Below are 14,800 nucleotides of genomic sequence, written 5' to 3'. Positions count from 1 at the left end.
GGGTGGGGCCGGCGCTGGTGCGGCCGGGCGTCGGTGCGGCCGGTCCGCTGGTGGCGACCGACGGCGTGCTCTCCGGGTCGCCGGTGGGGAGCACCGACCCGTCCTCCGCGCCCAGGGGTGACAGGGTCGGCGGGTCGGACGGCGACTCCACCGGTGCCTGCGACGGCATCTGGTCCAGCGCGCGGGTGCTCCCGTCCGGCGGCTCCGGCTGCCGGAAGGTGGACCAGAGCACGATCACACCGAGACAGGCCAGCGCGGCAGCGCCGATCAACCGCCACAGTCCGGGACCGGTCGGACCGGGTTGATCATCACTTGCCGCAGACATGGCCACGACGGTAGACGCCGGTTCGTGCCCGTTCCTGAGCCGAAAGACCCAGTCGGGCCCAGAGGCGGCCCGGCCCGGCACCGAAGCCGGCCCCGCTGGGCCCTGGGCGACCCTCACCTGGGTCCTAAGCCTCATCTCCCGGGCCGTCGGGCGTGGTTAGCGTACCGCGACATTCGTCGCCGACGAACGGATCGAGACCTCGGAGGTTCCATGCCAACCCGCGACCTGCCCGCGTCCGGGCCGCGCCGCCGGCCGCGCTGGCGGTACTGGATGGTGGCGGTGACGCTCGCCGTCACCGCCGCGCTGACCTCCTGGACCGCGATGGGACCGCTGCGTCTGGCCGCCGGTGAGGAGGCCCCGCTGTCCCAGGGCAAGCCCGCGACGGCCTCGTCCAGCGAGGGCGGACGGTGGTCCGCCGAGCGCGCGGTCGACGGCGACACCAAGTCCCGCTGGTCCAGCACCTTCGCCGACCCGCAGTGGCTGGGGGTCGACCTCGGGGCTCCGGCCCGGATCGACAGCGTGGTCCTGAACTGGGAGTCCGCCTACGCCACCGAGTTCGAGATCCAGGTGTCGCCGGACGGGCTGGCCTGGACCTCGATCTACCGCACCGGCAACGGCACCGGCGGCACCCAACGCCTCGACGTGTCCGGCGAGGGCCGGTACGTACGGATGTACGGCACGAAGCGGGCCACCGGGTACGGCTACTCACTGTGGGAGTTCCAGGTGTTCGGGGCGTTGACCGGTGCGAGCGCCACCCCCGCCGCCCCGCAGACGTCGGGGGCCGCCTCCGGCACGCCCAGCGCGTCGGGCACCCCCGGATCGAGCAGCCCGAGCCAGTCCCACCCCGCCGGCCACGGCAACGGGGCGACCGGTGCGCCGACCCCCGGCGACTACGTGCTCGCCGAGCGGCCGGTCACCGGTGTGACGCCCTCGACCGCGAACCCGCCGCGCCGCGACCACCGCGAGTTCCAGGCCAACTGCGCGGTCAGCCACCGGCTGGAGGACGACCCGATCGTCTTCTTCAACCGGCCCGGGGCGTCGCACGACCACACCTTCATGGGCAATACCACGACCAACGCGGCGAGCACCATGCAGTCGCTGCCGAGGGGCGCGACCACCTGCCGGGTGCCGGGCGACAAGTCGGGCTACTGGATGCCGACTCTGCTCAACGGCAACACGCCGATCGTGCCGCAGGGGCCGCAGGTCATCTACTACAAGAGCGGCGTACGCGACTACACCAGCGTCCGTCCGTTCCCGCCCGGCCTGCGGTTCCTCGTCGGCAGCCCGATGACCACCGCCGCGCAGTTCGAGTCCTCCCCGGCCTACCAGAAGGGCTGGGAGTGCGGGAACAGCTACGACAACGTGGACTTCCCGGCGAACTGCCCCTCCGGCACCCAGCTCAACGTCCGGATGCAGGCGCCGAGCTGCTGGGACGGGCGGCACCTGGACACCCCCGACCACGTCAGCCACATCGTGTACCCGGTCAACGGCGTCTGCCCGACCAGCCACCCGGTCGCGGTGCCGATGATCGAGTTCAAGATGGCCTGGCCGGTCAGCGGCGACATGTCGCAGGTACGGCTCTCCAGCGGGCGGGGCTACTCGTTCCACTACGACTTCTACAACGTGTGGGACACGCCCACCCTGGCCGCGTTGGTGAAGCACTGCATCAACGCCGGTCGCCAGTGCGACAGCCGGGGCTACGACCAGTTCGAGCCCGGCGCGGGTGCGGCCCTCGACGAGCAGTACCAGGTGCCCGGCAGCCGTACCGTCCTGAGCCGGTCGGGCTGGACCGCCACCGCCTCCGGCGGCGCGGACACCGCGGCGCGGATGCTCGACGGTGACACCGGCACCCGGTGGACCTCCGGCGCGCCGATGACCAACGGGCAGTCGTTCACCGTCGACATGCGGTCGGTGCGGACCGTCAGCGGTGTCTCGCTGCTCTCCACCGGTGCCGACCACGCCCGGGGTTACCAGGTGTTCCTCTCCACCGACGGAAGGAACTGGACCGGTCCGGTGGCCAGCGGCAAGGGCTTCACGAACCAGACCCTGGTCGACTTCGAGGCCCGCGACGCCCGCCACGTGCGGGTGGTGCAGACGGGTTCGGCCAGCAACTGGTGGTCGGTGGCGGAGTTCACCGTCTTCTCCGGCTGACCTCTCTCCCGCACGACGAGGCGGCGTGGCCCGGTCCGGGCCACGCCGCCTCGCGCTGTTCGGCGCGTGATCCGATCCGAATGGGTTGACTGGTTATCGTCAATATGATAATTGACGGCCACATTCAGGTGGCGAGTTCTCCTCCGCGCCGCCTCGCAGTTGACTCTCGGTGATTTTTCGGCGACGGCTAGCGCAAGCGAGATCCGCGTTGGATAATATCCGGGCGTCAGTCGCCCCGCATTGCCAATTCGGGCTGTGCCGCCGGTGGAGGGACAATTCCGTGAAGCGTGACCAGTCACCTGTGCTGCCCGGCGACGGTGCCACGGACTACGCACGTTATATGCGTACGGAGGCGTTGCTCGGGCTTCAGCGGGCCCCGGAGGAGATGATCCACCGCGACGAACTGCTGTTCCAGGTGGTGCACCAGTCCACCGAGCTGTGGCTGAAGCTGGCGGCGGCGGAACTGGTCGAGTCGGTGGCCCGGGTGGACGCCGGGGAGATGGTGGCGGCCGAGACGCTGCTCGGTCGGGCGAGCCTCGGGGTCCGGCTGGTCACCGACCAGTTGGAGATGCTGCGGCATCTCTCACCAGCGGATTTCCAGGCCATGCAGCCCGCACTGGGCAACGGCTCCGGTGCCGAGTCGCCGGGATGGCGGCAGGTCCAGACGCTCAGCCGCCGACTCGGCCGGGCCTTCCACGACCACCTCGACGCCCGGGGCATCGCCCCGGCGGCGCTGCCCGACCTGGACCCGACCGACCCGACGCACCGGCTGGCCGAGGCGATGGTGGAGTGGGACGAGCGGGTGGCGTCCTGGCGGGTGCGGCACTACCAGGTGGCGCTGCGGATCGGTGGTCACCCACCGGCCGGCACCCCGGGCAGCCCGGCGAACATGCTCGCCAAGCTCGTCGGCCACCGATTCTTCCCGGAATTATGGCAGGTGCGTCTGCACACCCCCGACGCGGAATCCGTCGCGCTGCACTGACCTTTCCTCGGCCTTCGGCCGACCCCGATTACGATCCTCTTCGGAATGTCGAGGTGCGGTTTCGTGCGCGAATTGACGAGCTGGTCGGCGGGCGCGGCCGATCCCGACGAATTCCCCTACGACCAGGTGGTCGACGCATTCCACCGGGTCGGCAAACATTTCGTCGACAAGGAACTGCTCGCCCGGTTGGACGAGGCGCGCGCGAGGGTGACCGGGTACGACGAACGGGCGCGGTTGCTGCGTGACTTCCTCGACGTCGCGCTGGACAAGTGGGACGGCCGCTACGACTACCGTAGCTACCTCGCCCTGCGTCTGCTCCGGTTGCCCGACGGGACCGACGACCCGCCGCCCGACGCCGGGGCCGACGCCCGGCAGGGCCGGGACCGGCTCGTCGTCCGGCTGGTCGCCGACGCGGTCTCCTTCGAACTGGCGGCTGCCGCCAAGGTCACCGGACTGTTGCCGGAGCAGCGTCCGGGGCGGGCGGTGGTGGCCAAACGCTTCCGGCTCGGCGTCCGCGCCGCCCTGCCCGCCCTGGCCCGTCTCGGTCTCACCGGGACGATCGACGACGCCACGCCCGTCACCGCCGCCACGACCCTGTCCGCCGTCGTCGCCGGCCTGGACACCACCGGCGACCCGTCGCTGCGGCTGAGCATGCTGCCGGTACACGTCACCCACGACGAATACCTGTTCATCCGGGTGCTCCAGGCATACGAGTGTGTCTTCGCCGGGGTCGCCGACGAACTCCGGGGCGTGGTCGACGCCCTGCGGACCGGGCCGCCCGACCGGGCCGTCGACCGGCTCGGCTACGCCCGCGACCTGCTCGGCACCGCCGGTTCGCTCTTCTCGCTGCTGGCCACCATGCAGCCCGCCGCGTTCCAGACGTTCCGGCAGTACACCGAGGGCGCCAGCGCCATCCAGTCCCGGTCGTACAAGCTCGTGGAGTCGCTCTGCCGTACCCCCGCGCCGGACCGGCTGGACTCGGTGGCCTACCGGTCCGTGCCGGAGGTCCGCGCCCGGGTGCGCGACGGCCAGCCGACCGTGGACGAGGCGTACCGTCGCGCGGTCCACGACGGCCGGCTGGACGAATCGTCGCGCCGCCTGATGGCGGCCGGCATGGGCAGGTTCGCCGAGGCCCTGGCGCAGTGGCGGCGGACCCACTACGGGGTGGCGGTGCGGATGCTGGGCCGCCGTCCCGGCACCGGCTACACCGAGGGCACGCCCTACCTGGCGGCGGTACGCGACCTGCCGGTCTTCGACGCCGTCGGCCCGTACCCGTCTCGTCCGACCGGAGGTCGTCCCGCGTGAACCCCGTCGACCTCCCGCCCGGCCCCGACACGCCGGCCTGCCTCGACCCGGCCGTGCACGCGGCGCTGCGCGCCGAGTTCCCGCTGCTGCGCACCTGCGTCTATCTGAACAACAACTCCACCGGGGCGGTGCCGGCCGGTGCCGAGCGGGTGCTGCACGACTACTGGGACACCCTGCGCACCTGGCGTGACGACGCCTGGCAGGACTGGCACGTCGGCCTCGACCGGTACGCCGACTCGGTGGCCGCCCTGCTCGGCGCGCCACCGGGCAGCGTGGTCACCGACGCCAACCTGAGTACGCTGCTGGCCCGGCTGGCCTCCTGCTTCGACTACCGGCCGCCCCGCGACCGGGTGGTCATCACCGACCTGGAGTTTCCGACGGTCCCGTTCGTCTTCCGGGCGTTCGGTCGCTACGGCGCGCGACTCGACGTGGTCGGCACCGGCGGACCGGACCTCGACCAGGACGCCCTGGAGGCCCGCCTGGACGAGCGGACGCTGCTGGTCTGCGTCACGCACGCCGCCTTCACCTCCGGCGCCACCCTGGACCTGCCCCGGCTGGTGGAGGCGGCCCACCGGGTCGGCGCGCTGGTGGTGGTGGACGCCTTCCAGACCGTCGGGGTGGTGCCGCTGGACGTGACCGCGCTCGGTGTCGACGCCGTCCTCGGCGGCGCGAGCAAGTGGCTCTGCGGCGTCGGCACCGCCTTCCTCTACGTCCGGCCCGACCTGGTGCCGCACCTGGAACCGGCGGCGACCGGCTGGCAGGCCGGCGACCGGGCACTCACCTTCCGCCCCTCCACCGGCTGGGCCCCCGACGCGCGCCGGTTCGCCGGCGGCACGCCGTACCCGCTGACCTCGCTGGTCTCCCAGGTCGGGCTGGACCTGCTGGCCGGGGTCGGCGTACCGGCGATCCGTCGGCACTCGCTCGCTCTCACCCAGCGGGTCCTGGACCGCGCCGCGCAGGCCGGCATCGCCGTGGTCAGCCCGACCGCCGCGCACCGGCGCTCCGGCGTGGTGTTCCTGGACGTGCCCGACGGCGAGGCGGTCAAGCGGCGGCTGGCCGCGCAGCAGTTCGTCTGTAGCTGGCGCGGTTACCTACGGGTCGGCCCGCACGCCTACAACACCCTCGACGAGATCGACGCGTTCATGGACGCGTTGGGCAAGGAGTTGGGTCGATGACCGTCACGCTCTCCCCGCGCGCGTTGATGAGCCTGCTCGCCAACGGGCCCAAGGCCATGGACGTGCTGGAGACGGCGCTCGCGCTCGGGCTGCTCGACGAGCTGGAGCCCGGTCCGGTCCGGCTCGACACCCTGGCCGACGACCTGAAGGTACGCCCGCTGCGGCTGTACAAGTTCCTCGACTGCCTGGAGAGTCTCGGTTTCCTCGTCCGGGAGGGCTCGGGCGGCGACATCGGCGCCACCCGCTACCGGGCGGTGCCCGGACTGCGCGCGGCGGTCGAGGCGGTGGTCGGCCCGGACGCGCTCGAACGCGACCGGGACCGCTACCCGTGGCGGCTGCTGCACGGGCGGCTCGCCGACAGCCTGCGGGGCGAGGTGAGCATCGACGACGACGACTTCGCCTGGCCGCCGAAGACCGACGAACAGACCGCCGACTTCGAACGCAGCATGGCCGTCGGGCTGGGGCCGGTCGTCGAGGCGGTCCGGCAGCACGCCGGTCGGCTCTGGCCGGGGCGTCGTCGGCTGCTGGACGTGGGCGGTGGCGACGGCACACTGGCCGCGCACGTCCTGGACACCGCGCCGGAGCTGCGCGCCGACGTGTACAACCTGCCCGCGGTGGCACCGCTGGTGGACCACACCCGCGTCGCCCGGGGCCATCCGGACCGGCTCGGCTTCGTCGGTGGAGACTTCCTCACCGAGGAACTGCCCCCGGGCTACGACGCGATGTCCTTCGTCCGGGTCCTGCACGACTGGCCCGACGAGGTGGCCCGGCACCTCGTGACCCAGGCGTACGCGGCGCTGGAACCGGGCGGCCTGCTGCTGATCTGCGAGGAGTTCCGCACCCCCGACCGGCTGGCCATGCAGTTCTTCTGGAGCTACTTCCTGATCGGTGTCGACACCTGTGTGAGTCGACTGCGTGAGGCCGGCTACTACACCACACTGCTCGTCGACACCGGCTTCACCGAGGTGACCGTGCTGCCCGGCACCTGGGAGTTGGTGACCGCCCGGAAACCGACCTCGCGGGGCTGATCGTCACCCGTCGACGTCGCGGTGGGCGATGCATTCCCTCTCGTACGGTGATCGGCTCGGCACACCAATTGCCGACCGATTCACGGAATCGTCCCCCACCGTCGGACGGGCCCGCCCAGGGCGGCCGTGATTGTGCTCACGACCGGCACCCCTGAAGCACGGGGAAGTGCCTGCGATCTCCCTATGCTGGCCCGGTGATCGCCCGTTACCGTCCGCCCCGCGCGGCCGGACCGGGCAGGTGGCGGGTGCCTTGCGCGAGGCGGGGGAGGAAGTAGCGAGCAATGACCAGCTCCACGCGGACCTGGGACGGGCTGTCCATTCCCGCCCCCGGCACCTATCGACTCGACCCGGCGCACAAGCGGATCGGGTTCCTCGCCCGACACATGATGGTCAGCCCGGTGCGGGGTGAGTTCCGGGACGCCACCGCGCAGATTGTCGTCGCCGAGGATCCGCTTCTGTCGACGATCGAGGCGACCATTCAAGCGGGCAGTATCGATACGACGAGTACGGATCGGGACACGCACCTGTGCAGTGCCGATTTCCTCGACGTGGAGACGTTTCCCACCCTGGAGTACCGCAGTACCGGAATTGCGCGACTGGAGAAGACCGATCCGATCTTCTACTGGGCGAAGCTCAGGAACCATCGCCTCGGCCGGCGGCCGGCCCCGGAGGAGTCGGCGCATCCGGCGAGCCCGGCGACCGCCCGGTTCGTGCTCGCCGGGGAGTTGACCGTCAAGGGGATCACCCGTCCCGTCGACCTCCAGGTGGAGTTCGGCGGCGCCCGGCGTGACCCGTACGGGCAGGACATCTTCGGGTTCAGCGCGACGGCGGAGATCAACCGTGAGGACTACGGCCTGGTCTGGAACGTGGTGCTGGAGAGCGGTGGGGTGCTGGTCGGCAAGAGCGTCCGCATCGAGATCGCCGGTGAGGCGATCCGCCAGGCGTAGCGTCACGCCGCGTTCACCGCAGGTTGGCGGCCGATTCGCATCCATTGATCGCGATGTCTGCGACAATCCGTCTGTGCCTGCCATCCCGTCAGGCGGGACCCCCGCCCGCCGTGGCAGGCGACAGTCAGGAGTCGCCCAGTGGCTCACGCCCGTACGGCCGCCCTCGCCTCGGTGGTCGCCGTCGCCCTGTCCCTCGTCGTGGCCCCGGCACCGGCCGGCGCCACCCCGCCCAACATCCCGTCGCACAGCACGGCGGTGAGCCGGCTCGGCGCGCTCACCGTGGCCGCCGAGTCGCACCAGTCCAGCTACAGCCGGGACCTCTTCCCGCACTGGATCACCGTCACCGGCACCTGCAACACCCGCGAGCAGGTCCTCAAGCGCGACGGCAGCAACGTGGTCGTCGACGCCAACTGCTATCCGACCTCCGGGTCCTGGTACAGCCCGTACGACGGGGTGACCCGGACGAACCCGGCCGACATCTCCATCGACCACGTCGTACCGCTGGCCGAGGCATGGCGGTCCGGGGCCTGGTCCTGGACCACCGCGCGGCGCCAGACCTACGCCAACGACCTGGGCGGTCCGGAGCTGTGGGCGGTCACCGGCAGCGTCAACTCGTCCAAGGGTGACCGGGACCCGGCGGCGTGGAAGCCGCCGCGGGCCGCCTTCCACTGCACCTACGCGCGCGCCTGGATCCAGGTGAAGTGGTACTACGGCCTCTCCGTCGACAGCGCCGAGAAGTCGGCGTTGTCAGGCATGCTGAACACCTGCTGACCCGCGTGTAAGGAAGGGCCCCCTACTAACGCCTCGTGTATAGGAGGGGTCCCTTCCTTACACCTGGTGGGTTGCTGGTGTGGGCCGGGGAAGGACCGGCACGGAGAGGGCGGACGGGTGGAGGGCGTACTCACGGGCTTCGCCGTCATCGCCACGGTCATCGCGATCGGCTACCTGGTCGGGCGCATCGGGCTGCTGGGGCCGGAGGGGCCCGCCGTGCTCTCCCGGGTCTCCTTCTTCGTCGCCACACCCGCCCTGCTCTTCGAGACCGTCTCCCGCGCCGACGTGGCCACCGTCTTCTCGTCGGCCCTGCTCGTCACGCTGATCAGCACCACCGTCGTCGCGGCGGTCTTCGTGGCCGTCGCGATGCTGTGGTGGCGGCGATCGGCACCCGAGGCGACGATCGGTGCGCTCGCCGCCTCGTACGTCAACGCGGGCAACATCGGCATCCCGATCGCGGTCTACGTGCTCGGTGACGCCGCACTCGTCGCGCCGGTGCTGATGTTCCAGGTGGTCGTGATGGCACCCCTGGCGTTCGCGGTGCTGGAGTCGTCGGCGGCGCGGTATTCGTCGGCGGCGCGGGAGCCGTCGGCGGCGCGGGAGCGTCGGTCGGTGGTCCGGGCGGCTGTCCGGCCGTTGTTGAACCCGATCACCGTCGCCTGCGGCCTGGGGGTGCTCGTGAGCGTCGTCGGCTGGTCGCCGCCGGAGCCGGTGATGCGACCGGTGGACCTGGTCGCCGCGATGGCGGTGCCCGCCGCCCTGCTCGCCTACGGCCTGTCCCTGCGCGGTGCCCCGCCGCCCGGTTCCGGGGACACCGCGTGGGACGTCCGGCTCGCCGTGGTGCTCAAGACGCTGGTCCACCCGGCGGTCGCCTACCTGGTGGCCCGCTTCGGGCTCGGCCTGTCCGCACCGCTGGTGCTGGCCTGCACGGTCACCACCGCCCTGCCCACGGCGCAGAACGTCTTCGTCTACGCCGTCCGCTACGGCCGGGGCGTCGTGCTGGCCCGCGACGCCATCCTGCTCTCCACCGTGACCGCCGTCCCGGTGCTGATCGCCGTGGCGCTGCTCGCCGGCTGACCGGCAGCGGGCCGCACCGGCGATCCGCCCTCGAAAGCACTCCCCGGGCGGCGGGGCGGAGAACGGCGGGGCGGAGAACGGCGGCTTGATGGACGGTCCGTGACCGGCGCGGCGGGCGCGTGGTGCACCTGCCCGCCGCGTCCGGCTCCGGCTGCACCGGTGGCGCCGACGAATGACCGCGCAGAAAGCGTTATTCGATCTCGGCTTCGCCAGTCGCCTGTGACCTGCGGAGATAACGCTCTCACGGATTGCGGCGGAGCCCTTGACGGGCCGCTGGCCCAGCCATCACGATGAATGCCCTGCCCCGCCTTTCGCGGCACCGGCGACCTGCCGGACGCGTCGCGACGGGGCAGGCTTCCACCTCCATCACCTCACCAGGCGTGATCGGCGCACGCCCTCCCCACACCGTGGAAAGGACGTATCGTGCGCAGATCCCTCAGAGCCTGGCTCGGTGCCGCGCTGAGCGCGGTGCTCGTGCTGGGCGGCCTGGTCGCGGCGGCACCGCCCGCCGTCGCCGCGCCGTTCAGCGTGCTGGTGTTCAGCAAGACCGCCGGGTTCCGGCACGGCTCCATCGGCCCGGGCATCACCGCCGTCCAGCAGCTCGGCGCCGCCAACGGGTTCACCGTCGAGACCACCGAGGACGCGGCCCAGTTCACCGACGCCAACCTGAGCCGGTTCGCCGCGGTGATCTGGCTCTCCACCACCGGCGACGTGCTCAACGCCGCCCAGCAGGCCGCCTTCGAGCGCTACATCACCGCCGGCGGCGGGTACGTGGGCGTGCACGCCGCCGCCGACACCGAGTACGAGTGGCCCTGGTACGGCGGTCTGGTCGGCGCGTACTTCGCCTCGCACCCGGCCGACCAGACCGCCTCCGTGAAGGTCGCCGACCGGGTGCACCCGTCCACGGCGAACCTGCCGCAGCGGTGGACCCGGCTGGACGAGTGGTACAACTACCGCACCAACCCCCGGGGCGACGTGCACGTGCTGGCGACGCTGGACGAGAGCACCTACACCGGCGGGAGCATGGGTGCCGACCATCCGATCTCCTGGTGCCACACCTACTCCGGCGGTCGTGCCTGGTACACCGGGATGGGGCACACCGACGCGTCGTACTCCGAGCCGGACTTCCGCCGGCACCTGCTCGGCGGCATCCTCGGCGCGGCCGGTGCGGCGGAGGCCGAGTGCGGTGCCACTGTCGACTCGAACTTCCAGCAGGTGGAGCTGGCCAAGGGCGCGGCCGAGACCGGCGAGCCGATGAGTCTGACCGTGCTGCCGAACCGGGGAGTGCTGCACACCTCCCGCAACGGCGTCATCCGCTACACCGATGCGGCCGGCAACACCAAGGTCGCCGCCACGCTGCCGGTCTACACCGGCGACGAGGAGGGCCTACAGGGCATCACGGTGGACCCGAACTTCACCACCAACCGCTGGGTGTACGTCTTCTACGCACCACCCCTGGACACTCCCGGCGGCGGTGCACCGGCCACCGGCACCGCCGCCGACTTCGCCCGCTGGGCGGGGGTCAACCGGCTGTCCCGGTTCACCGTGAACGCCGACCACACCGTCAACCTGGCCAGCGAGACGCTGGTCCTGGACGTACCCACCGACCGGGGCATGTGCTGCCACGTCGGTGGGGACATGGCCTTCGACGCGGCGGGCAACCTGTATCTGTCCACCGGTGACGACACCAACCCGTTCGACTCGGCCGGGTTCACCCCGATCGACGAGCGACCCGGCCGTAACCCGGCCTTCGACGCCCAGCGCACCTCGGCCAACAGCAACGACCTGCGCGGCAAGGTGCTCCGGATCAGGCCGAGCGCCACCGGCGGCTACACCGTCCCGGCCGGCAACATGTTCGCTCCGGGCACCGCGCGGACCCGCCCGGAGATCTACGCGATGGGCTTCCGCAACCCGTTCCGGATGAGCGTGGACAGGGCCACCGGCGTCGTCTACCTCGGCGACTACGGGCCGGACGCGGGCACCGCCGACCCGAATCGGGGGCCGGCGGGCAACGTCGAGTTCGCCCGGATCGACCGGCCCGGTTTCTACGGCTGGCCGTACTGCACCGCCCGCAACGACGCCTACAACGACTACACCTTCCCGTCCGGACCGTCGGGCCCGAAGTTCGACTGCGCGGGCGGGCCGGTGAACAACTCGCCGAACAACACCGGCATCACCCAGCTCCCACCGGCAGTTCCGGCCTGGCTGCCGTACGGCGGGTCCGGCTCGCCGCCGGAACTCACCGGCGGCGGACTCTCCCCGATGGGTGGCCCGGTCTACCGGTACGACCCGGCGAGCACCTCCGACGTGGCGTTCCCGGAGTACTACGACGGGACCTACTTCGCCGGTGAGTTCGGTCGACGCTGGATCAAGAACATCACGCTCGACTCCGCCGGCCAACCTTTCAAGATCAATCCGTTTCCGTGGACCGGCACCCAGGTCATGGACATGGAGTTCGGCCCGGACGGCGCGCTCTACGTGCTCGACTACGGCACCGGCTGGTTCAACGGCGACGCCAACTCGGCGCTGTACCGCATCGAGTACGCCCGCGACGGCCGCGCACCGAGAGCCGTCGTCTCGGCCACCCCGACCAGCGGGGTCGCCCCGCTGACCGTGCAGTTCTCCTCGGCCGGGTCACTCGATCCGGACGGCGACCCGTTCAGCTACGCGTGGGACTTCGACAACAACGGCACCACCGACTCCACCGCCCCGAACCCGAGCCACACCTACACCACCAACGGGGTACGCACCCCGACGCTGACCGTCCGGGACAGTACCGGCAAGACCGGCACCGCCAGCACGGTCGTCACGGTCGGCAACAGTGCCCCGGTGGTCACCGTCAACACCCCGACCAACGGGCAGACCTTCGCCTTCGGCGACGCGGTGCCGTTCTCGGTCACCGTCACCGACGCCCAGGACGGCCCGATCGACTGCGCCCGGGTCACCGTGAACTACGTCCTCGGCCACGACTCGCACGGCCACCAACTCGGCAGCGTGCGCGGCTGCACCGGGGTCATCCAGACCTCGGTCGACGGCGAGCACGACACCGCGGCGAACATCTTCGGCATCATCGACGCCGAGTACACCGACCGTGGCGGAGGCGGGCAGCCGGCGTTGACCACGCACACGCAGGCGGTGCTGCAACCCCGCACCCGTCAGGCCGAGCACTTCGGGGACTCCTCCGGCATCCAGATCACCCGGCCGGGCAGCGCGCACGGCGGTGCGGCGGTCGGCTACATCGACGACAACGACTGGATCTCGTTCCGCCCGTACGACCTGACCGGCATCCGGTCGTTCAGCGCCCGGGTCGGCGCGCCGGCCGGTGCGGGTGGCACCCTCCACCTGCGGGTCGACTCGCCGACCGGGCCGCTGGTCGGCTCGACCACCGTGACACCCACCGGCGGGTACGGCACCTTCGCCACGGTCACCGGCACGGTCACCGCCCCGACCGGCACCCGCACCCTGTTCCTGGTCTTCTCCGGTGGCGGCGGCATGTTCGACCTGGACGAGTTCACGCTCTCCACCAGCACTGGAGGCGGTCCCGGCCCTGGCCCGGACCCCGGCACCAACCTGGCGCGCGGCAAACCGGCCCGGGCATCGAGTGCCGAAGGTGCCTACGTGGCGGCAAACGCCGTCGACGGCGACGCCGGGACCCGGTGGAGCAGCGCGTTCAGCGATCCGCAGTGGATCGACGTGGACCTGGGCGCCACCTACGCGGTCGACCGGGTGAAGCTGACCTGGGAGGCGGCGTACGGCAGCGGCTACCAGATCCAGACCTCGCCGGACGGCGTCACCTTCACCACCGTCCGCACCGTCACCGGCGGCGACGGCGGGGTGGACGACCTGACCGGCCTGACCGGCACCGGCCGGTACGTCCGGATCACCGGCACCGCGCGCGGCACCGGCTGGGGCTACTCGCTGTTCGAGTTCGAGGTGTACGGCAGCAGCAGCGGCGGCCCGTCCGGCGGCAACCTGCTGCGGAACAAGCCGACGACGACCTCCAGCGACGAGGGGGTCGGTATGACCGGCGCCCAGGCGGTCGACGGTGACCTGACCACCCGATGGTCGTCGGCGTTCTCGGATCCGCAGTGGATCCGGGTCGACCTGGGCGCCCCGACCGCGATCGGCCGGGTCAAGCTGAGCTGGGAGGCGGCCTACAGCAGCGCGTACACCATCCAGACCTCGACCGACGGCACCACCTGGACCACGGTGCGGACGGTGACCGGCGCCGACGGCGGGGTGGACGAGCACTCCGGACTCGGCGCCAACGGCCGGTACCTGCGGATCCACGCCACCGCCCGGGGCACCGGCTGGGGGCACTCGCTCTACGAGCTGGAGGCGTACACGAGCTGACCCGTCGACGTGGCCGGCACGGTCTGCCGTGCCGGCCACATCGGCTGTCGGGTGCCGGGGTCGGTCAGGGGTGCTCCGCCTGCTCCGGCGCACGACCGACCTGGATCGCCAGCCGGTCCAGGTAGCGCACCTGGAGCACGACCAACGAGACCAGGAACAGCAGCAGCATCGGCAGCGGGAGCAGCGCGCCGAGGGCCAGTTCGTCGGCGGGGATCCGGCCGGTGGTGCCCTGCGCCAGCGCCTCGACCGGTGCGGTCCGGGTGCTCGGGGTCTGTGCCACGATCCACGGCCACAGCAGTTGCCCGGAGCTGACCAGCCAGGTCACCAGACCGGCCAGCAGCACCATCGGTACGGCCGGGGCGAGCATGGTGCGGCCGAACCCGCCACCCGCCCGCCACCGGGGCTCCAACCCCCGGAACAGCAGCGTGAACAGGAACAGCGCGGGGATGCTGACCCAGCCGGGCGGGATCACCCCCAGGAAGGTGTTGACCTGGTCGAAGTCACGGGTACGCAGGTAGGACTCGACGGCGAGCGGCCCGGTGCCGACGAAGAGCCACGGCGCGAACGGCATGTAGAGGCCGACCAGCGGCAGGATGATGGCCCACCGGGTGTTCAGCAGACCGAGGTCCCGCATCTGGTAGTACAGCGGGGTCACCACCGCCTCGAAGGGCAGCGTGAGACCGAGC

At 71.5% G+C, this 14,800-nt stretch carries 9 protein-coding genes and 2 pseudogenes; 9 read left to right on the top strand and 2 right to left on the bottom strand.

The annotated features are described in order from the left end of the window. A pseudogene (locus tag EYA84_RS13160) lies at nucleotides 1-325 on the bottom strand (hypothetical protein); the annotation flags it as partial. A gap of 210 nt (nucleotides 326-535) precedes the next feature. Between EYA84_RS13160 and EYA84_RS13155 the strand changes: the two are divergent. The 9 genes from EYA84_RS13155 to EYA84_RS13115 all read left to right on the top strand — a co-directional run bounded on the left by EYA84_RS13155 (nucleotide 536) and on the right by EYA84_RS13115 (nucleotide 14,114). Beyond that, nucleotides 536-2,476 carry a DUF1996 domain-containing protein gene (locus EYA84_RS13155; RefSeq protein WP_131053329.1) on the top strand — a complete coding sequence of 647 codons (1,941 nt, stop codon included), beginning with the start codon at nucleotides 536-538 and terminating at the stop codon, nucleotides 2,474-2,476. Between the two features lie 280 nt (nucleotides 2,477-2,756). Further along, a complete protein-coding gene (locus EYA84_RS13150) occupies nucleotides 2,757-3,458 on the top strand; it encodes a tryptophan 2,3-dioxygenase family protein (protein WP_131053328.1) in 702 nt (233 codons plus the stop codon). 45 nt (nucleotides 3,459-3,503) lie between these two features. Then, nucleotides 3,504-4,763 (top strand): tryptophan 2,3-dioxygenase family protein, encoded by a 1,260-nt coding sequence (locus EYA84_RS13145; RefSeq protein ID WP_131053327.1) that lies wholly within the window; start codon nucleotides 3,504-3,506, stop codon nucleotides 4,761-4,763. Beyond that, nucleotides 4,760-5,938, top strand: coding sequence for an aminotransferase class V-fold PLP-dependent enzyme (locus tag EYA84_RS13140; RefSeq protein ID WP_131053326.1), 1,179 nt, complete (start codon nucleotides 4,760-4,762; stop codon nucleotides 5,936-5,938). The genes EYA84_RS13145 and EYA84_RS13140 overlap by 4 nt, the downstream gene beginning before the upstream one ends. After that, the gene (locus EYA84_RS13135; RefSeq protein ID WP_131053325.1) at nucleotides 5,935-6,966 is read left to right on the top strand and encodes a methyltransferase; all 1,032 of its coding nucleotides are present in this window, start codon (nucleotides 5,935-5,937) and stop codon (nucleotides 6,964-6,966) included. The genes EYA84_RS13140 and EYA84_RS13135 overlap by 4 nt, the downstream gene beginning before the upstream one ends. A 281-nt stretch (nucleotides 6,967-7,247) precedes the next feature. Continuing rightward, entirely contained in the window at nucleotides 7,248-7,913 is a 666-nt protein-coding gene (locus EYA84_RS13130) for a YceI family protein (protein ID WP_131053324.1), read from the top strand. Nucleotides 7,914-8,051: 138 nt separating this feature from the next. Further along, nucleotides 8,052-8,684 carry an HNH endonuclease family protein gene (locus EYA84_RS13125; protein ID WP_131053323.1) on the top strand — a complete coding sequence of 211 codons (633 nt, stop codon included), beginning with the start codon at nucleotides 8,052-8,054 and terminating at the stop codon, nucleotides 8,682-8,684. 117 nt (nucleotides 8,685-8,801) lie between these two features. After that, on the top strand, nucleotides 8,802-9,761 hold the full coding sequence (locus EYA84_RS13120; protein WP_131053322.1) for an AEC family transporter: 960 nt from the start codon (nucleotides 8,802-8,804) through the stop codon (nucleotides 9,759-9,761). A gap of 423 nt (nucleotides 9,762-10,184) precedes the next feature. After that, nucleotides 10,185-14,114 carry a ThuA domain-containing protein gene (locus EYA84_RS13115; RefSeq protein WP_201272381.1) on the top strand — a complete coding sequence of 1,310 codons (3,930 nt, stop codon included), beginning with the start codon at nucleotides 10,185-10,187 and terminating at the stop codon, nucleotides 14,112-14,114. Nucleotides 14,115-14,178: 64 nt separating this feature from the next. Here EYA84_RS13115 and EYA84_RS33445 read toward each other — a convergent pair. Continuing rightward, a pseudogene (locus EYA84_RS33445) lies at nucleotides 14,179-14,800 on the bottom strand (hypothetical protein); the annotation flags it as partial.

Origin of the sequence: Verrucosispora sp. SN26_14.1 (genome assembly GCF_004307965.1) — a bacterium.
Taxonomy (GTDB): Bacteria; Actinomycetota; Actinomycetes; order Mycobacteriales; family Micromonosporaceae; genus Micromonospora.
The sequence above is the reverse complement of the archived record's forward strand: the minus strand, read 5'-3'. Positions and strand labels throughout refer to the sequence as shown.

What these genes read in the sequence shown, in the direction of transcription:
- EYA84_RS13155 (WP_131053329.1), top strand. Translation starts at nt 536, where the DNA reads ATGCCAACCCGCGACCTGCCCGCGTCCGGGCCGCGCCGCCGGCCGCGC.
- EYA84_RS13145 (WP_131053327.1), top strand. Translation starts at nt 3,504, where the DNA reads ATGTCGAGGTGCGGTTTCGTGCGCGAATTGACGAGCTGGTCGGCGGGC.
- EYA84_RS13135 (WP_131053325.1), top strand. Translation starts at nt 5,935, where the DNA reads ATGACCGTCACGCTCTCCCCGCGCGCGTTGATGAGCCTGCTCGCCAAC.
- EYA84_RS13130 (WP_131053324.1), top strand. Translation starts at nt 7,248, where the DNA reads ATGACCAGCTCCACGCGGACCTGGGACGGGCTGTCCATTCCCGCCCCC.